The organism is Desulfurivibrio dismutans, assembly GCF_029210385.1.
In the GTDB taxonomy this organism is placed as follows: domain Bacteria; phylum Desulfobacterota; class Desulfobulbia; order Desulfobulbales; family Desulfurivibrionaceae; genus Desulfurivibrio; species Desulfurivibrio dismutans.
Genome location: NZ_JARGDQ010000007.1, coordinates 154607 through 174050, shown reverse-complemented (window position 1 = coordinate 174050; position 19444 = coordinate 154607). Strand labels below are relative to the sequence as shown.

Annotated in this window: 17 protein-coding genes; all 17 read left to right on the top strand. The window is 57.6% G+C overall.

Features of this window, described 5'->3' with window-relative positions:
* Positions 1-34: 34 nt before the first annotated feature.
* The 17 genes from P0N66_RS09785 to P0N66_RS09705 all read left to right on the top strand — a co-directional run bounded on the left by P0N66_RS09785 (position 35) and on the right by P0N66_RS09705 (position 19421).
* Positions 35-241, top strand: a complete 207-nt coding sequence (locus tag P0N66_RS09785; protein ID WP_275804849.1) for a hypothetical protein — start codon at positions 35-37, stop codon at positions 239-241.
* Positions 238-522, top strand: coding sequence for a type II toxin-antitoxin system RelE/ParE family toxin (locus tag P0N66_RS09780; RefSeq protein ID WP_275804848.1), 285 nt, complete (start codon positions 238-240; stop codon positions 520-522). The genes P0N66_RS09785 and P0N66_RS09780 overlap by 4 nt, the downstream gene beginning before the upstream one ends.
* Positions 516-3347 (top strand): glycosyltransferase, encoded by a 2832-nt coding sequence (locus P0N66_RS09775; RefSeq protein WP_275804847.1) that lies wholly within the window; start codon positions 516-518, stop codon positions 3345-3347. The genes P0N66_RS09780 and P0N66_RS09775 overlap by 7 nt, the downstream gene beginning before the upstream one ends.
* A 222-nt stretch (positions 3348-3569) precedes the next feature.
* Positions 3570-4274 carry an RpnC/YadD family protein gene (locus P0N66_RS09770; protein WP_275804846.1) on the top strand — a complete coding sequence of 235 codons (705 nt, stop codon included), beginning with the start codon at positions 3570-3572 and terminating at the stop codon, positions 4272-4274.
* 22 nt (positions 4275-4296) lie between these two features.
* A complete protein-coding gene (locus P0N66_RS09765; protein ID WP_275804845.1) occupies positions 4297-4470 on the top strand; it encodes a hypothetical protein in 174 nt (57 codons plus the stop codon).
* 273 nt (positions 4471-4743) lie between these two features.
* The gene (locus tag P0N66_RS09760) at positions 4744-6306 is read left to right on the top strand and encodes an ATP-binding protein (protein WP_275804844.1); all 1563 of its coding nucleotides are present in this window, start codon (positions 4744-4746) and stop codon (positions 6304-6306) included.
* 141 nt (positions 6307-6447) lie between these two features.
* Complete coding sequence (locus P0N66_RS09755; protein ID WP_275804843.1) at positions 6448-6696, top strand: type II toxin-antitoxin system CcdA family antitoxin; 249 nt, start codon at positions 6448-6450, stop codon at positions 6694-6696.
* On the top strand, positions 6696-6995 hold the full coding sequence (locus tag P0N66_RS09750) for a CcdB family protein (RefSeq protein WP_275804842.1): 300 nt from the start codon (positions 6696-6698) through the stop codon (positions 6993-6995). The genes P0N66_RS09755 and P0N66_RS09750 overlap by 1 nt, the downstream gene beginning before the upstream one ends.
* 6 nt (positions 6996-7001) lie before the next feature.
* A complete protein-coding gene (locus tag P0N66_RS09745) occupies positions 7002-9758 on the top strand; it encodes a glycosyltransferase family 2 protein (protein WP_275804841.1) in 2757 nt (918 codons plus the stop codon).
* Between the two features lie 96 nt (positions 9759-9854).
* A complete protein-coding gene (locus P0N66_RS09740; protein ID WP_275804840.1) occupies positions 9855-11417 on the top strand; it encodes a stealth family protein in 1563 nt (520 codons plus the stop codon).
* A gap of 89 nt (positions 11418-11506) precedes the next feature.
* Positions 11507-13012, top strand: a complete 1506-nt coding sequence (locus tag P0N66_RS09735) for a hypothetical protein (protein WP_275804839.1) — start codon at positions 11507-11509, stop codon at positions 13010-13012.
* A gap of 19 nt (positions 13013-13031) precedes the next feature.
* Complete coding sequence (locus P0N66_RS09730; protein ID WP_275804838.1) at positions 13032-14798, top strand: hypothetical protein; 1767 nt, start codon at positions 13032-13034, stop codon at positions 14796-14798.
* Positions 14795-15613, top strand: coding sequence for a LicD family protein (locus P0N66_RS09725; RefSeq protein ID WP_275804835.1), 819 nt, complete (start codon positions 14795-14797; stop codon positions 15611-15613). Before P0N66_RS09730 ends, P0N66_RS09725 begins: the two co-directional genes overlap by 4 nt.
* Entirely contained in the window at positions 15610-16416 is an 807-nt protein-coding gene (locus tag P0N66_RS09720; protein ID WP_275804833.1) for a hypothetical protein, read from the top strand. The genes P0N66_RS09725 and P0N66_RS09720 overlap by 4 nt, the downstream gene beginning before the upstream one ends.
* Positions 16409-17458: a hypothetical protein gene (locus tag P0N66_RS09715; protein ID WP_275804831.1), complete on the top strand. Its 1050-nt coding sequence runs from the start codon at positions 16409-16411 to the stop codon at positions 17456-17458. The genes P0N66_RS09720 and P0N66_RS09715 overlap by 8 nt, the downstream gene beginning before the upstream one ends.
* Entirely contained in the window at positions 17458-18387 is a 930-nt protein-coding gene (locus P0N66_RS09710; protein WP_275804829.1) for an NAD-dependent epimerase/dehydratase family protein, read from the top strand. The genes P0N66_RS09715 and P0N66_RS09710 overlap by 1 nt, the downstream gene beginning before the upstream one ends.
* A 2-nt stretch (positions 18388-18389) precedes the next feature.
* Positions 18390-19421, top strand: a complete 1032-nt coding sequence (locus tag P0N66_RS09705; RefSeq protein ID WP_275804827.1) for an MraY family glycosyltransferase — start codon at positions 18390-18392, stop codon at positions 19419-19421.
* Positions 19422-19444 lie beyond the last annotated feature (23 nt).

The following is a 19444-nucleotide window of genomic DNA, read 5'->3' as shown; positions in this document are numbered from 1 at the left end:
GAAGTGGCATACCTGCGAATTTGGGGATAGTGACATGGAGAATTCATCAGCGGTGGATATTCGGGTAGCCTTGCATACCATTGCCGAGCAACTACCAGAAAAGGCAACCTGGGATGATGTTATTGAGCGGATACGTTTTCGGCAGGCAGTCGCTGAAGGCAAAAAAGCTGCTGAAAGCGGTGAGTTTGCTGATGCGGCGGATGTGAGCCGGGTTTTTGCCAAGTACGGGGTAAAAGCTTGAAGTTGCGCTGGACCAGGCTTGCCTTGCAGGACTTCGAGCATGCTCACGATTACATAGCGCAAGAAAACCCGGAAGCGGCTCGAAAGGTTGCTCAGCGGGTATTGGATGCGGCTGAGAATCTGCTTAAGTTCCCCGGGATCGGTCGGGTAGGCGAGGATGAAGAAACCCGTGAGTGGCTGGTTCGCAACACGCCATATCTGCTGGTTTACGCGGTCAGGGACGATGCCATTGAAATCCTGCGAGTTTGGCATATGTCTCAAGATCGTTTGCGGCAATGTTAGGCGGCGGTCGGCATAAGCATGAACTGCTGTTGAGTCTGCGGCGGCTGTCGCCGGGTGGGCAGCTTGCTTGGCTTTGGCTGGTTCGTTTGCTGGTGGAGCAGGGCCGGGTGCCGCTGGAAGTGCTGGTGGGGCGGAGGGATTTGGCCGAGTCCGTGCGGGAGGTTTTGGCGGATCGGCGGTTTAGCCGGGGGTATTCCTGGCTGCGTTTGAGTGATGATGATCTGCCGGGGCCGGATGTTGCCGGCGCTTTTGCTTATCTTAGCGGTTCCGCCGTGCTTTCCGCCAAGCTGGTGCGCCGTTTTCCCCGCCTGTTTGTCGAGCCTGCGGCTTGGCCCTGCCTGCTTGAACCCCGCCTTTACTGGTTTTTGCTTACCCGCCCGGACCTGAAAGAAGAGTTGGCTGCCATGATGAAGACCTTGGCCGCTGCCTATTCTGAGGCCCAGCGAGAGTATGAGGATTTTCAGCGGCAGTTACAGCCTGCCGACCGGCTGGTCGGCTTGCTTACCTCGGTTTTTAACGGGGATGCCTACCTGAAGGGTTTCCTGGCCAACATGGCCGGGCTGGAGCAGTATGACCGTTGTGAACACTTTTTGATCCGGCCCGGTTCCAGCGGCAAGGAGCACGAGCTTCTGCTGGCCCATGCCCGGCGTTGGCCCGGCGCGGTTTATATCAACCTGCCCGCCGATCCCGGCTTGTATGAAGTATGGAACCTGGGGGCCAGGCTGACCACCGGCCGTTATCTTTCCAACGCCAATCTTGATGACCGGCGGGCGCCGGAGCATCTTACGGTGTTAAGCCGGGAACTGGAGGCGCGGCCGGAGCTTGCGGCGGCCGGCACGGCTTTACGTATAAGCCAGACCCCGAACCTGGATTGGGAAAACTCTGCCGCCTGTCCCACCTGGTTTGCCGGGTTGGGGGATTTGGCTTATGGCGGCGACGGCCTGATTAAAGAAACCAAGGATGGCCTGGCTTCCCGGAATTTGCCCCACTGCATGCCGGTTTGGCGCCGGGAGCTGCATGCCTGCCACGGCTGGTTCAAGGAACGAGCTTACGGCCCCTCGGCGGACTGGGAGTTCTGGTTGCGGGTGGGGCAAAGCGGGGGGCGCTTTCGCCATTTGGCCCATCCGTTGGGGTTGTACCTGAAGGATGAAGGTTCCTACTGGCGCCGGGAAAACCCAACGGCCACCTTTGACCGCCGCATTCTGGCGGAATATGGCCATCTCTATCGGCAAGAACCGCCACCGGCGGGTACGGCTGCTCGGCCCCTGGGCCTGGAGTTGGCCGTCATGCCGGAACTGGCCCGCTGTGGGGCCTGGTTGGAAATGGTTGGCTTATGGCTCGTACAGAATAGGGGACAGATTTCAAATCTGTCCCCGGATGATACCGGCCGGCAACTATTGCAGCAATATGGACGGCATTATTTCGGTGTCCCCGAACAACCGGCGCACTTCGGGGACAGATTTGAAATCTGTCCCCTACCCACGATTCTCCGTTTCATTATCGACCTGTTGCATCAGCCGGACTGGGAAGGGCCCAACAACGGCTTGGCCATCCATGTGTTGCAGGGCGCTTTGGTGGATGGTCATGTTTGCAGCCGGGACTGGCGTTGGTTGGTTGCTCTGGCCTTTCTGTACCGCCGGTTGGGGGATGAAGTTGGGGAAAACGCTCTGTTGCAGATGGTGAAGCAACAGAACCCGGTTGCCTTTTGGTCGGCCCTGGCGGATGTTTATCGCTTTACCGTGCCCCTGCCGGATATGGTGCGGAAGTTAGGCCAAATGCAAGTGGCCGGGGACGAAGCAGCACATGGCGGCAAGATCAATCTCTGGTACTTCCCGGACTATACCCGCAATGCCTACCAGAAGTTGCTTTATCGGGGGATAGCTCAATCTGGAGGTACGGTACAGGGAGTTAAAAAACTGACCGAGTTGGCAGTGCTTTGGCCGAAAGTCGGGCGGGACAATATTCTTCATATCCACTGGCTGGATGCGGCCTGGAAAAAAAATGCGACGCAAGCGGAGTTTGCCGGGGCGGCGGAGTCTTTACTGGGCTTGATCAAAAAACTCAAGGCGCGGGGGTTCAAGCTTTATTGGACCGTGCATAACGAGTTAAGCCACCGTTGTGTCGATCCCGTTGGGGAGCGGTCCTTGCGCCGGTCTTTCTTTGAGTTGGTGGACCGGGTTTATCTGCATCACCCCATGGTGGTGGATCTGGTTGACTGGCTGTCGCCGGACCTCAAATTGCGTTTGGCCGAGCACGGCAATTACGGCGCTGATGTTCCCGGGGGGGTGCGGCGTGAGGCGGTGCGGCAGGAGTTGGGGCTGCGAGATGAGGATCTGCTTTTGTTCCATTTCGGGCAGGTGCGACCATATAAAGACTTGCAGTTGTGGCTTCCCCACTTGTTGAACGTGCTGGACGCTGAACCACGACTGAAATTTATGCTGGCCGGCCAGGTTTCAACCCCGGAGGTAAGCGAAATAATTGCCGCTCGGGACGGAGAACGGTTAATTGTGCGGGACGAGTTTGTTCCCGAAGCCGATTTGGCAGCCTACGGGGCAGCGGCGGATTTTATTTTTCTTTCCTACCGCAAAATTCTAACCTCAGGCACCCTGTTTCAAGCTTTCACCTGGGGCGTGCCGGTAATCGCCCCGCGTCTGGGCACCATTCCGGCCTACGTGGCGGAAGGCTGGAACGGTTTCACCTATGGCAACAGCGAAGAGCTGGCCCAAGTCGTGCGTAGCTGTCTGGCTTTGTCCCCGGAGGCCAAAGGTTCCATGGCCGCCAATGCCCGCAAAACGGCCCAAAGCCTGCGCTGGCGTTTTCCTTGAGCCTAGCATGTGAGGAAGTTGTAAGGCAGGATGGTGGGGACAGATTGAACCCCCCCCCCAGTTTTACGGACACTCGAAAAGGGGTTATTATGGCCCAGGAGGAGCGGGAAGAAGGGAAGAAGGGGGTCAGGGAAGAAGGGGGTCAGGCTTGACATTTTGACTTTTGAATAAACCGGGACAGATTTATTTTTGGAAGGGCCGTAAAGGGGACAGATTTGAAATTTGACACCGATCCACGTCGAGGTCCAGGGCCGGGTGGATCAGGATTTTGACCAACGGATGTTTGTCTACAACTACCGCATCTTCGACCGCTACAAGGTCGAGGTGCTGAGCCTGGCGGTGATCACCGGCGGCAGTGACGCCAAGATTGGCGAATACCGCCGGGAGCGGGCCGGTTGTCGGCTGTTGTTCCAATTCCCCAGTTGCTCGCTTCAGGACTGGGTCGGCCGCTGGTCGGAACTGGAGGCCTCGGACAATCTCTTCGCGGTGGTGGTGATGGCCCACATCAAAGCCAACGAGAGCCGTGACGGTGACCACCGCTTGTACTGGAAGATGCAGTTGATCCGGATGCTCTACCAGCGGCAATACTCCCGCGCCGACATCCTGGAGCTGTTCCGGGTGATCGACTGGGTACTCACCCTGCCGGTGTCGGCCCAAGAACGGTTTATTGCAGAACTCAAAGCCTTCGAGGAGGAAATGAAAATGCCTTATGTAACCAGTGTTGAACGGTATGGCCGTGAGCAGGGGGTTAAGGAAGGAGAAAAACAGGGTGAGGTTAAGGTTCTGCTTCGTCAGCTTGAACTCAAGTACGGCCCCCGCGCAGCCGCCGATTGGCGCAAACGGGTCGAGGAGGCCGATTCCCAGTCCCTTCATACGTGGTCGGAGAAAATCCTGACGGCCAATACCATTGATGAAGTCTTCCATTGATCCTTCCTTTATGGAGGACAGGATGAGTCGACTTATTATCAGGGAGCGAATGCTGCGCTCCATTACCAAGCGCAAAAGTGAAGTGGTGCTGCGGGCGGATTTTGAGAAAATGGCAGACAGCTTATGCGGAAGGGAAAACCGATCAGATTCCGATGCAGGCAACCTTCAGCACCGGCAACCGCCGGATCAGTCGTAAGCTGACGGTTGGTAACCGTTCGGTGCGCTATGAAAACAATTACTCCACAAGAACGAAACACGATAATCGACCTGGCAGAGAAGGGGGGTCAAGGAAGGGGGGTCAGGCTTGACATTGTGACTTTTAAGGCGCGTAGGTAATGAATGAGGTCATCAAAAGATCATTTGATCCCGGCTTGTTTGCTGTACTTTTTTCCGGTAGATTGTCACTGTCCGGGGCAACGTTAATCTTTTGGCTGTTGCCGCCCGGCGTCAACCACCGGAGGCCCTGACCATGCACCGTCGTAAACTGCCCATCGGGATTCAGACCTTCCGCGAGATTCGCGAGGGGGATTTTTACTATGTCGACAAGACCCCCCATGCCCTGAAACTGATCAACCAGGGCAAGTACTATTTTCTCTCCCGCCCCCGCCGTTTCGGTAAATCCCTGTTCATCGACACCGTGGCCGAACTTTTTGCCGGCAACGAGCCGCTCTTTCGCGGCCTGTACGTCCACGACAAGTGGGACTGGAGCGTTAAGTACCCGGTGATTAGGATCAGTTTCGGCGGCGGGGTGCTACGGAGCCGGGAGGAACTAGACCGGCGGGTTTTCGATATTTTACGGCAGAACCGGGAAAATTTGGGGCTGAACTGTGCCGATCCCGCCGATGTTGCCGGCTGTTTCGCCGAACTGATCCGCTGTGCCGCCACCAAGTACGGCCGGCGGGCGGTGGTGCTGGTGGATGAGTACGACAAGCCAATCCTGGACAACATCAGCAACCACGACCTGGCCCGGGAGATGCGGGACGGTCTGCGCAACCTCTACTCGGTGATCAAAGATTCCGACGCCCACATCAAGTTCGCCATGCTCACCGGGGTGAGCAAGTTTTCCAAGGTCAGCCTCTTTTCCGGCTTGAACAACCTCAACGACATAACTTTGGATGCGGCTTATGCCACCATCTGCGGCTACACCGAGGCCGATGTGGACACGGTGTTCGCCCCTGAACTGCCGGGGCTGGACCGGGATGAGGTGCGCCGCTGGTACAACGGCTACTGCTGGCTGGGGGAGAAGGTTTACAACCCCTTCGACTTACTTTTGCTCTTTGAAAAGCGTGATTTCCGCCCCTACTGGTTTGAAACCGGCACCCCCACTTTTTTGCTGGATATCCTGCTCCAGCGCCGGGTGTTCGCCCCGGATTTAGCTAAGTTGCAAACCAGCGCCGATCTGTTGGGCCGCTTCGAGGTCAACGATATCGGCACCGAGGCACTGCTCTTTCAAACCGGCTACCTGACCATCACCGCAGTCGATGAACCGGTGCGGGGGCGCTGGGTTTACACCCTGGGTTTTCCCAACCTGGAGGTGGCCGGCAGCCTCAACGAGGCTCTGGTCTCTACCTTCGGCCTGGATGGCCAGCAGGCCTTCCGCAACCGCCTGGCGGTGCTGGGCGCCCTGCGGCAGGCCGATTTCTCCGCCCTGCGGGAGCATTTCAGCGCCTTTTTCGCCAGCATCCCCCACGACTGGTACCGCAAGAACGAGCTGGACCGTTTTGAAGGCTATTACGCCAGCGTTTTCTATAGCCATTTGGCGGCTCTGGGCCTGGATGTCCGAGTGGAAGAGAGCAGCAGCCGGGGAAGGGTGGACTTGGTGTTGATCTGCGAGGGCGGGGTTTACATTTTCGAGTTCAAGGTGGTGGAGGAAGCGCCGGAAGGCAAGGCATTGGCTCAGATCAAAGCCAAAGATTACGCCGCCAAGTACCGCAACCGGGGCGAACCCGTCCACCTGGTAGGCGTGGAGTTCGCCCGCAAGACCCGCAACATCGTCGCCTTCGAAACGGCAAGGGATGCCGAGGGCGCCTGAAAAGGTGGGAGATCATGCGGGGGGGGGAAACATCACGACAATCGGTTCTTCCGGGTTTTCAGATTGGCTGTTGATTTATCCATAAAACATGGATAGTATTTAGCGAATAATTGCCAACATTTTATGCCTGGGGGATACACCATGAAAGCAACTCAACCCGCTTCCAAGAACGCACGCCGTGCTACCAATGTATCGATCAATGCCCGGTTGCTGGAGGAAGCCAGGAAGCTGCGGGTTAATGTCTCGCGGGCAGCGGAGCAGGGTCTGGCACAGGCAACTGCTGAAAAACGGGCGCTTTTGTGGTTGGAGGAGAATCAGTCCGCCCTGGAAAGTTCCAATGAATACGTTGAGCGGCTCGGCTTGCCTCTGGCTAAGTACCGGGGGTTCTGATGGCCCGCTTCGATGTGTACAAAAATCCCGACGGAGAGGGGTATCTCCTTGATGTTCAGGCTGATCTGGTCAGCCACCTGAACACGCGGGTGGTTATTCCATTGCTGCCGGTGTCCGTGGCACCACAGCCGGCCGCAATCCTCAATCCCTGCTTGGCAATAACAGGCGAACCCCATATTATGACCACTCAGTTTATGGCGGCCGTTCCCACCAGTATTTTACGAACACCGATCACGAGGCTTCAGGCGAAACGTGACGAAATAGTCGCGGCAGTTGATTTTCTGATGCAAGGTTTCTGATTATGTATGGCAGATCATCGAATGACCCTGAAAGAAAGTAACGTAACCCTGCGGGACGGGCAGAATGCCGCGGCCATTGGCCGTTATCTGCAGATTCTGAAAGATTCCTCCATTATCTTTCCTCATCTGGTCGGCGCCAACATCGCGGTGGCCCGTGGCCGTTATCGCCGGCAACGGGACCGGGCCGGGGACATTAAGGTTGCCATTGGCGGCTGGGACCTGGCCGGCGGCGATCTTGACCGCTTGCACCTTCTGGCCGGCTTATACTCCCCACATGCTGAAGTCGAGATCGTCGGCAGCACTTTTGTGCACCAGACCCCAACCCTGGCTCCACAACTGGACAGCGTCAAGTTGCCGGTGCGCAGTTTTATCGTGCCACGGCAGGAGAGGTTTCTGCAGCAGGCCTTAACCCTGGTGGCGGCGCATCCCTACGATGTGGTGCATCTGGCGGGGGCGCGGATGCCCAACATTTTGCTGGGACTGCTTTATAAGCTGGCCTGGGATGCCTTGGTGCTGGTCGATTTGGAGCCGGCAGCATCCGAAGAGCCGGGCAATGAGCCAATGACCTGTACGGAAAGCGGCCTGCCAGGGCCTTCGGGGTGGCCGCCCTGCCGGGATTTGCTGGGGCGGGAGTGGAGCAGTATTGCCCGTGTATTGGCGCAGGAGTTGGACGGGGTTACGGTGGCCGATGCCGCTTTGCGCGACTGTCATGGGGGCACGGTGGTGGCGGACGCCGATTCTGCCGCCCCGCAAAGGCTTAAAGAGTTGATCGGCTCAACGCGCCGTCGGTCGGGGGCGGTGATAGCAGAGCGGCCGGGCCTGCGGCGCTTGCTTTTGGAACATGATGCCTGGGCCGAACTGCGGCCCCTGGTAGATCCCACGATACGCGGGGGTCCCAAGGCACCGCTGGTGAAAAAAGGGAAAATCCCGAAACGGATCAGCCGTCAGATTGGGCAGTTGCGCATCAAGCTGTTTGAGCTGGGGTTTCACCGGCGGGCGGTGCGTGATCTTGTCGGGTTGCTGGCGGAAAACCGGGAACCGGGGATGACGGCCCTGGCGGCGCGGGAGCTGGCCCGCTGGTATGCCAATCAACGCACTCCGGCCGGGGCCCGCAACTGTCTGCCCCTGCTGCAGTTGCTGCGGGAGAACACCGAAAGCGTTATACTGTTGCGCCAGGCCGCGGTACTGGCGGCCGAATGCCACGAGCTGCTGCAAGAGCCGGAGCGTGGTCGGCAGGTTTTGCAGGAGGCCGTGGCTGAGCAGGGCGAGCACGCGGATCTTTTTCTGGCCCTGGCCAACCTGGAGCCGGTTGTCGAAGATCGGCTTAAATGGGTCAACAAGGCCCTGCGGTTGCACGATCTGTCGGCCATAAGCCTGGCGGTGGCGCCGGATCTGCCGCCGTTCGACCGGCTGAAGGGCGAAGACGCGGCCGGGACGGCGGCGGAGAACTCTGTGGGCCCCAAAGTTACGGTGATCATGCCGGTCTATAACGCGGCCGGGTTTATCGCTACCGCCCTGCACTCGGTGCTTGCCCAGACCTGGAGCAACCTGGAGGTGCTGGTGGTGGACGATGCCAGTACCGACGACACCGTGGCCAGGGTGGAGGAATTTGCCCGTCGGGATTCCCGGGTGCAGGTGCTGCCGGCAAAGGTAAATGCCGGCCCCTATGTGGCCCGTAACCTGGCCCTGCAGCAGGCCACCGGCGAGCTGATAACCTTCCACGACGCCGACGACTGGTCCCACCCCCAGGCCATTGCCCGCCAGGTGGCACACCTGCAGGCCAACCCCCAGGTGATGGCCAACATCGGCATGCAGGTGCGGGTTACCCCGGAGTTGAAATGTTGCCGCCGGGGCAACCATGGGCGCATGGTTACACGTAACTTTCCTTCGTTCATGTTTCGCCGGGAGCCGGTCTTTGCGGCGCTTGGTTATTACGATGGTGTCCGTTTCAGCGCCGATCACGAGTATATCCGCCGGGCCAGAATGGTTTTTGGTGATGACGCCGTGGCGACCATTGAAACCGGCCCAATTTGTTTACAGCGGCACCATCTAGACTCCCTGACCCATATCAGTAGTTCTTTTGGGGCGGATGGTTTTCTTTTCGGTGCTCGCAGGTTGTATTTTAATTTGCAGATTAGTCACCATAGCCAAGCGGAAAATCTTTATTATCCTTTTATGTCGGCATCGCGGCCTTTTCCGGTGCCGGAGCCGTTACTGAAAAAATACAAGTTGGCTCAGGCCGGTGTGCGTTACTTTGATGTGATTGTCGCGTCAGATTTCAGGGCGATTGGTACGGAACTGCATCGCCAGATACAAGAGATCGAAAATCAGCGTCGACGGGGAAAGCGCGTCGGGTTGCTCCAGTTGTACAGCTACGAAGCAAACGCCAAGTCGCCGTTCAGCCCGGAAATTATAGCGCTGCTGGATGGCGATGTGGTGCAGTTTCTGGCCTATGGCGAAAACTTGTCTTGCGAAACGGTCGTGGTCATAGACGCAAACGTTCTTGATGAACAGCAGCATTATGTTCCGGCAGTAAAAGCCAACAGCGTAAAGGTGGTGGTAACCGGGTGTCCGTCGTCGGTTAAGCCGGCAACAATGGCAGGGTACAACATTAAACGCGGTAACGAGCAGTTGTTGGCCTATTTCGGACGAACCGCCGTTTGGTGTCCGGTTAATTCCGAGGTCAGAGCCGCAATGTTAAGTGATTGCCCAGACCAGGTATCGGTTGTAGATTTGGCTGAAGAAAACTGGGAAACAGGGTAAAAGTAATAACTGGTAATGGTCTCTGTGCTTTTGACGGAGCTTGACGATGCTTTTAGTCCCGGATAATATCACCGATTTCGGGTCAACTGGTGGACAATGACTTTTTTGAAAAAATACCTCGTTAGCAAGATTCGCGCTTTATCTCCCCGTTTGTATTTTTTTCTCCTGAAGCAGTTTCGCCCTACATTCAAGCAAGTCAGGGGAGAAGAAGTTGATCCCGACCAGATCAGAACCCGTAACCTGCGCGAGGTGGAAGCGTTGCTTCAAGACGCGGGTATTAAGATTTTGTGCACCCATGAAGCCTGTCATTTTGGGGAAATATGGGCGCTGGTCGAAGGTGGTGAGGCCGAAGTAAAAGAGTTTGTCGGCCGGGTTGTTAACCAAAAAATGCACGCCCGGGCATTTTTTGCGGCCAAGTCGGAAGCCGCCCCTTTACGTAAACCATCCGAACTGAAGCAGTTTCTGCGCCGAGACGATTTGGCCGAGATAACCTCGTTTATGGCCGGCCGTGTTTACTTGCCGGGTGCCGATGCCAGCCCTTATGGCTGGCATGCCGCCACGCGGGTATACTTCTACACACCTTCGGAGTGTGCTGAAACGCTGCAGGCGACCGGCAACAAAGACACTCTGCCGGTTCTTTCCCGGCAGCTTTTACCACTTGAAGATGAGTCTGCGCACCCTCTTTGGTCGCATCCTGGTGTGGATGAAATAACTTTTCCCATTGATGTCGTGTATACTTGGGTTGACGGCGATGACCCAGCCTGGTTGGCGCGAAAGCTGGAGGCTGAGGGGAGGGGGGCCGAGGAAGTTGATCTTCGTGCCAACAACCGTTCCCGCTACCAGAACCGTGATGAATTGTTGTACTCGTTGCGGTCGCTTTACTATTACGCGCCCTGGGTGCGTAACATTTACCTGGTTACCGACCGGCAAATGCCGTCTTGGTTGGGTAACTACCAGTATACGCGGCTGAAAATTGTTGATCATCGGGAGTTGTTCCCAGCCGATGCGGCTTTGCCGACCTTTAACAGTCATGCGATAGAGTCTGTCCTGCACCGGGTCCCCGGGCTTTCTGAGCATTTTTTATACATGAACGACGATGTATTTTTTGGGCGTCCTGTTTGGCCCACCCAGTTTTTTGAAGCCAACGGGATCGCCCGGACATTCTTGAGCACCGCCATGGTTCCCATTTGTTTGCCGGAGGCGTCGGACCGCGCTTCCGAGTGGGGGGCGCTTAATGCTTCCCGCCTGACCTGCCAGGGCTTCCAGCGCACCATTCGTTACAAAACGAAACATACTCCCATTCCATTGCGCAAATCACTCATGGAAGAACTGGAAGCTAAGTATGCCGATGAATTCAGGGCCGTGCGAGGGCGCCGTTTTCGCAGCCGTGAAGACATTGCCCCGGTAACCAGTATGCATATGGCCTTTGGGCTGCTTAAAGGTTGTGTGGTGCGGGGTACTGTGCGTTATGCCTACGTGGACATTGCCGACCAGAACCTGGTTAAAAATATCTCTCGCGTAGCCAGAGGCCGCTTTGACGTTTTTTGCTTGAATGATACGGAAGCCGATGATGATCTGGATTGGTCGTGGCAGGAAAAGGCTTTGCGCGAGATGCTGGATAAAATGTTTCCCTTTAAGGCTGCTTGGGAAAAATCATGATAGCCGTTTTTCAGCGAGTTACCGAGTATTTTACGCGGGCAGTTGCTGCCGTTAAGCGTCGAATTCGTGTTTTTAACACCCTGCGGGCCATGAAGGTTGATGCAAGCCTGCCTGCTCCCATTCAGGCACTACTTCGGCCTCCGGCCAGAGTGGCCGCCGTGCTGGAACGGGCTGCCAATGAGCTGGAGGCGGTAAAATTCGAGTATGAGAGTCATTATGCTGATCAGCACCGCCAGGAAATCGTCAAGTTATGGGAGATGATTACGCTGCTGCGGCCCGGCTCTAAGAAGGCGCAGTATAATTGTGCGATGGCGGCAATGGCCGCGAACAGAAGGCGTAAGGCGGAAGAGATATTTACTCAACTGGCGGCGGATGAGTCCACCAGCCGTTACTGCCGTGAGGCGGTCCATAAAGTAGCGGCACTGTACTGGCGGAATGGTAGGGAAGACCAGGCCCTGCAACTAGTTCAGTCGTTACCCGGCTCTGTTGAAAACCGCCACTCGGAATGGTTGTGTTGGCGGATTGTGCGTGACGGCCTGCACCTGATGCGCCGCGGCAAGGTGGAGGCCGGAAGACGGGCGGTGGAGGCCGGCTGGTCCGGGTTGCCTTCCGGCAATAAATATGCTGCGCAGATTGCGGGTGTTTATGCTGCAATCTGGGGGGCCGAAAAACCGGTGCCAAGCAAAGCGAGCAAGACGTTACACGCAGTCGATGGTCCTACGGCCATCGTTCTGTCCGGGTTTGGCTGGAGCGGTTCCGGGGCGGTGTTTGATTTCCTGCGCAACGCAAAGGGGGTAGGCGATCCTTTTGCCGGCTCGGAGTTTCGTTTGTGGACCGGGAAAGATGGTTTGAACCAGCTTTATCGGCTGGTTTCACGCCGCCACCGGCCAGCTCAGGCAAGAGAGGCCCTGGCCGAGTTTCTGACCAGATATTGTTTTGGCGGCAGCTTTCAGGGGTTTGCCAGTGAAGGCAGGCAGAATCTCTGGGGAAGAATAGCAGGAGCCAGACGTGGCAAACTTGTCCGTTTGGCGGCAGGGCTGGTTCCGGCCATTGTCAGCAAGGAGCGTTCATCCCGGGGGGCCATTGAGGCCTTCCGTGATTTTTCCCAGGGAATTTTAGAAATAACCGCGCCGTCGGCCCGTTACGCCTTGCTGAGCAACTGCCTGACTGCGGAGAACATTGAGGCAGTGGAACTTTTTCGGCAGCCGGTCGTTTTTGTTTCCTGGCGTGACCCGCGGGACTCCTTTCTCTCCAAAAGAGCCGCTTTCCCTGGTAGTGTTTTAGATCGCCAAAAGTGGGAAAGGCAACTGACGAGGCGCATCAAACTGTATGCCAGGCAGAAAAAACGGGTGGTGGCAAGCTGTAGCAGTTGGCACGACATTGCTTTTGAAGAATTTGTCTGTGAGCCGAAATGCCGGGCTGGGATATTAGATGTTTTGGATATTGAACCGGAAACGCTTGACGGTGGATTTTCCCCCGAAGTTTCCCGAAAGAATATTGGAATTTATCGTTCTGCCGGCCTCGGCACTGAATGGAACCAGTTGGTTGAGCACATCGAACGCTCCAGGGCGGAATGCCAGGCGTTGACCAGATGACGGGAGCAAACCCTTTTCAATGAATTTGCTGCGTGAAACCGAAAATTTTTTGCACTGGTACGCTCAGGTGATGAGCGTATTTTTGCGAGTGCGGCCGGGTGTTACCGTATTGTTTATTATTGCTTCGGTAATATCGCGGATTACCTCCCTGCTGGCTTTCTTCTTGCCGTTAAAAGTTATTCTGCTTGCCGGTTCGTCCGGGGTTCCTCGCTATTTTCCATTTATCGATCCGGCCGAAAAAATGGCCTGGATCATCGGCCTGGCCGGTGGCGCCTTTGTTTGTTACGGGCTTACCTTGGTTCTGGATGCGTGGACCGATCGAATGTCTGCCCGCGCCAGCGTTGATATTATTCGGGATGCCAACGCCATGGCGGTGCTCCGTAACCAAAGTGTTACCGCCAAAGATTATTATGTGGGATTCTGCCTGATCAGCGTAGATCTGTTGTTTGTTTCATTGGGCTTTTTGTTGTTGGCTTTTCTGAACACGTGGTTGTTTTTTGTTATGACACTTCTGGTTGTCTCTCAGTACTTTCTTACCTGGTGGGCGGTGTCCGGCGAGGACAAGCTTAATCCCGGGAAATTAAGGGCATATGTGCAGGGAAATCTTAAAAACTTTTTAAAAATCCTTGCTTCTGTCAATTTCCTTACTGCTTTTGTGGTAATCCTCATTCCTTTTTTGCGAGGGGTGGGGGGCAATATTCTGATTGCCATTATAAGTGTCATTTTCTTGCGCCAGGCCCTGGGTGCTTTGGCAGACGCGGCTAATAGCGCTGTGCGCCTGGGTAAGGACAAGCTTAAGGTCAACGCCTTGGTGTTTCGTGAACATCAGTTGGAGAGCCGTCCGGAACTGCGTCGTAATATCGCTTTGCGTGATATGTTTAACAAGCATAATCGGCAACGATCGACCACGGACGCGTTGCTTGCCGCCAATCTGTTGGAAAATGGTGTAAAAGTTGATGTTTGCTGGGCCGATTCTGCCATGCAGCCCGTGGGTACTTTGTTTATAGCCGTCAGCAATGCCGACGGAGAGAACAATGCTTGTTTTTATCAACAAATTTTTTCGGCACGAGATATACAACGTCTGGAAAACGAGGAGTTTCTTTTTCGACACGCTACGCGCTCAATGCTTAAGGCACCGGAAGCATTGACGCGTTTTACCTGTGGTGATTTCGAGTGCATGGTTTACTCTTACGGCAAAGGAGAAACCGTAGCCGTGGGTGAGTGGCCGACCTGGCGCGTGCGCTTGCTGAAAAATTTATGGACCTGCATGCCGCCAAAAAGCTTGGTTAAAGATTACAATGCTTCCCGCCCCCTGTTGTATCAGAGACTTAACGATGAAAAGATCGGCCGGGTTTTTGTGGGAGTAGATAGTGCCCAGGAAGAGAGAACTCTGCAGTTGTTTAAAGAGTCATTGCCGACGTTGCAGGCTCGCCTGCAGATTATGCCTTTGTATATTTACAACCCGGACCTGACGGCGGGTAATACTGTTTATGTAAACGATGATGAAGTGGCGGTAATGACCTGGGGGCGCTGGAGCCTGGAACCTTTAGGGGCGGGGCGGTTGGATATCCGTGCGGAGGATGATTTGGTGAAATTTCTCCCGCGTTTAAAAGAAGTGCGCAGCGATGTGCCGGATTCTTTGAGCGCTGATGATATTCGTTTGGCGGCTAACTGTTGTTATTTGGAGTTTCATATAATCAGGCAGGAGTATAAGGCTGCCCTGCGTATGATGGGGCAAATTCTTGCAAGCCCGCTTTTGGGGCAGAGTTTGGCAGCTGATACATGAAGATGCAAACTGCAGCGCCGGGCATTTTGGCCGGTGTCGAGCTGCTTAACAAGTACAGTATTAGCTACTGGTTGGACAGCGGTTCCCTCTTGGGGCTTGTTCGGGATGGCGCCGAGATTGCCTGGGATTCGGATATAGACTTGGGAATCTGGGATGTGGATATGGAACGGCTGCTGGAAGTGCTGCCCGAAATAAAGCGCAGTGGTTACAAGGTGTCTGTGCGACGATACCGTGGTCTGCTGTACGGTTGTACTATCAGAAATATTAATGGGAATGAGATGAGGCCAATTCATGTCCATGTCTATTTCCGCCATGGTGACCTGGCCTGGTCGCCGCAAACAGTTCTTTTTTCTCCCGTTGGGCGCGGAGAGAAGGCTACGGTTGGTTTTGCACCATGGCCTGCTCTGCGTCGCCAGATTTTGTACCTGAGAGATGAGGCGCGGCAGCGCAAGACAAACAAAGTTCCTTTGTTACAACGGATATGGCGTTGGGGGGTTTGCCTTCCTTTGTGGGGGGGATTTGTGGTGGTTCGTAACCGTTTTGACCGGGAACACTGGTGTTCCGTATGGCCTTTTTCGGTTTTGTACGCCATGTATACCTGGGTGGTGCCGGCTCGGCATTTTGAGACTCTGGATACGAAAAACATCGCAGGCATGGAAGTCTCGGTACCTTCAGAGGTCGAAACTTATCTTCAACTGCGTTATTATGACTGGCGTAAACCGGTGCGGGATTGGTGTTATTGGACCGATGACGGCTGCATCAGGCCGGCTCCGCCGGAGGAAGTTATCGATTTTGCAAAGGCGGAGCAGGCTTGAACCATGATCACGACCCTGCGGGGCTGCATACCGTTTGCGAACGCTTGCGTGAGTTGGGTGTTCCCTTCTGGCTGGACAGTGGCGTGCTGCTGGCGTTGGTGCGCGACGGGCGGCTTAACCACCAGGACAGGGACATCGACCTGGGGGTGGAGGCCGCCGGGCTGGATACCCTGCTGGCGGTGTTGCCGGAGCTGGAACAGTTGGGTTATCGGAGCCTGGTGCTGCGCTACCGGGGTCAGGTTTTCTGTGTCGGTCTGGAGCCGGTGGGGGATGATGCGGGTTGCCGCCTGACCGTCTCGGTGCATGTTTTTCACCGGGCGGGGGGCTGGTTGTGGGCGCCGCAAACCCAACTTTATGTGCCGCCGCCGGCGCCGGATGTTTATCGGGGGCGGCGCTCCCTGGTAGGGCGCTGGCTGTGCCGCCGGCTGGAGCGGGAAATGTATGGCCGATCGGAGGCCCGCCTGGTGCCGGTGCCCCGGCGGCGTTCGCTGGTGAGCCGGATTTTGCGGTTTTTTTATTTGCGGCTGGACAAGGGGTGGCTGGCGGAAACCTGGCCCTGGCGGGAGGTGTATGTACCTCTGACTTGGGCGGTGCCGGAGCAGCTGGTGCTGCCGTTTGGGGAGATGCAGTTTGCGGGTCGGGCTTACCCCGTGCCCGCCCGGTTGGAGGAATACCTGGCTTACCGTTACGGAGAGTGGCGGCAGCCGGTGCGGGAATGGTATTACTGGGCCGATGACGGGGCGATTCGCCATGAGCCGCCCGGGCAGTTGCGGAGGCGCTTGGAAGAAGGTGGCAATGTTTGATGAAGCGGGGTCGAGCGGAGAACGCTCGGCCCTTTTTGTTTCCGGTTTTCGCTGGAGCGGCTCGGGCGCCGTGGTGGACTGGCTGCGTTCGCACCGGGGCGCGGTGCTGCCCGGTGACGGCGAGATTTTTGCCATCAACTACGGGGTGATGGGTTTGCTGCAGTTGGCGGAAGGCAAAAGGTGGCATGGTGAGCGTTTGGCGCGGCTGGCGATGTGCCCGGAACGCCGGCTCTGGGGCGACGTGTTTGGCCCCTGGCTGGCCGGTAAAGGGCGGGCCGGGCGAACCCTGGCCCGGTGGGCGGATCTGGTTTTTATGGCAGCGGCGCTGGTTCTGACGGCTGATCGGGTGCGTTGGTATGATGCCGATTTGAGCCGGCAGTTGCGCCGTAATTATCGTGGTGACGCGGAATACCTGCGCCGGCTGGGCGATTATGCGGCCTGTTTGCGCGAGGTGAAAGGCGGTGGGGATGACCTTGCCGCCGAGCCACGGGTGCAGCTTGCAGCCTCGCGCCTGATCGCCCTGTTTTACGACCGTTGGCGGGCCGAGGACGGTCGACTGCCGATTTTCGACAATGCCCTGTCCGGGCGGGAACCGGAATATCTAGCCCTGTTGCACCGGGAAATCTTTCCACGGCAACTGATACTGCTGGTGCGGCGCGACCCCCGGGATCAGTTTGCCGACTTGGTGCGCTACAGCCGCTCCACCTGGTCCTGGAATGTGCGCCGGTTTATCCGGGATTACCGGCGGCGGCACCGGCAGGCCCAGGCGGTGATGGGGCGTTGTGCCGGTGCTAATCGCCGGTTTCGGCTTTTTTCTTTTGAAGACTTTGTGATGGATCGGGGCGGCTTGCGTAGCGAGTTGACGGCCGAGGTGGAGAGTTTTCTGGCGGTGGCGGGTATGGCCGGCGACTGGGGGCCGGGGCCTTTTGTGGTGGCTGAATCGGCTTGTAATATCGGCATTTGGAAAAAAAGCGGGATGCGTCAAGCCATGGCTTTGATTACCAAAGAGTTGCCCGAATTTCTGGTGGCGGAGGCCGATTGATGCTGGCTGTTACCGGCGCCGACGGGTTTATCGGCCGAGCTTTGGTGGCCCGCCTGCAGGCCGATGGCCGTTTATTGCGCGAATTGCGCCGTCGAGCCGATGATGGCCGCGGGGTGGCGGTGGGCGACATCGGCCCGGCCACCGATTGGAGTGCGGCTTTGCAGGAGGTGAAAACGGTGGTCCATTTGGCCGGGCTGGCCCATGGGCGGCAGGGAAAAGGTGGCGACCCGGAGGCGGCCTTCATGGCGGTTAACGCCGCCGGCACGGAAAACCTGGCCCGCCAGGCGGCCCGGGCCGGGGTGCGGCGGCTGGTTTATGTCAGTTCGATTGGGGTGCTGGGCAACAGCAGCGGAGCGCGCCCCTTTACCGCCGATAGCCCGCCCGCGCCGGTAGGGCCTTATGCCCGTTCCAAATGGTTGGGGGAGCAGGCGGTGTGCCGGGTGGCGGCGGAGTTTGCCGGTTTCGAGACGGTAATCGTGCGGCCGCCGCTGGTTTACGGCCCCGGTGCGCCCGGCAATTTCGCCCGCCTGGTGGCCTTGGTGCGCCGCGGCATTCCCTTGCCGCTGGGAGCGGTGAACAACTTGCGCAGCCTGGTGGCCCGGGACAACCTGGTTGATCTGCTGGCGCACTGCCTGGAGGCCCCGGCAGCGGCCGGGCAAACCTTGCTGGTCAGCGATGACGATGATGTTTCCACCCCGCAGTTAATCAGGGAAATCGCTTGGGCCACGGGTCGCCGGCCCCGCCTGCTGCCTGTGCCCCCGGCCTTGTTGCGTTTGGCCGGCCGACTGCTGGGTAAAAGCGCCGAAGTGGAACGCCTATGCGGCACTCTGCAGGTGGACATCAGCCAAACCCGCCGGCTGCTCGGCTGGTCGCCTCCGATAAGCAGAACGGAAGCCCTGCGAAAAACCCTGCACGAGCATGGGGCCTGAATATGACCACGGCTCTTTTTAATATTCTGCTGACCGCGGCCGCGTTTATCGCGGCATTTTTGTTTACCGGCTGGCTGCGGCGTTTTGCCCTGGCCCGTAATCTGCTGGATGTGCCCAATGCCCGCAGTTCCCACGAGCTGCCCACGCCCCGGGGCGGCGGGGTGGCCATTGTGTTGGTGGTGCTGGTTGGGTTGCCGCTGTTGTGGTGGCAGGGGGGCATGGCCGCAACGGTGCTGGCGGCCCTGGCCGGGGCCGGGGGGCTGGTGGCCCTGGTGGGCTGGCTGGATGATCAGGGCCATGTGGCGGCCCGCTGGCGTTTGCTGGTCCATTTCGCGGCGGCGATCTGGGGGCTGGTCTGGCTGGGTGGTTTTCCCCCTTTGCTGCTGGCGGGCCAGGTGGTCGATCTAAGCTGGCTGGGCCAAGGTTTGGCGGTGCTTTATCTGGTCTGGCTGCTCAACCTTTACAACTTCATGGACGGTATCGACGGGATCGCCGGGATCGAGGCGATAACGGTATGCGGCGGCGGGGTGTTGCTGGGCTGGTTGTTTTTCGGCGCTGACTGGTCCGCTTATCTCTCCCTGGCCCAACCGGCGCTCTTGCTGGCGGCGGCGACGGCAGGTTTTCTGCTCTGGAATTTCCCCCGGGCCAGAATCTTCATGGGTGATGCCGGCAGCGGCTTTGTCGGCCTGCTGCTGGGTCTGCTGTCGCTGCAGGCCGGCTGGCTGGCCCCGGAACTGTTCTGGGGCTGGGGAATTCTGCTGGGGGTCTTCGTGGTGGACGCCACCCTAACCCTACTACGCCGCCTGCTACGCCGCGAACGGGTCTACGAGGCCCACCGCAGCCACGCCTACCAACACGCCGCCCGCCACCACGGCTCCCACATCCCAATTTCCCTGACGGTAGCCGCCATCAACCTGATCTGGCTCCTACCCCTGGCGGCCCTGGTAGTACTGGGCCACCTGGACGGCCTGGCAGGAATCATCCTGGCCTGGACCCCGCTGGTCATTTTGGCCAGGACTGGGGTCAAGTCTTGACATGACAGTTGTTGTCGCAGTAG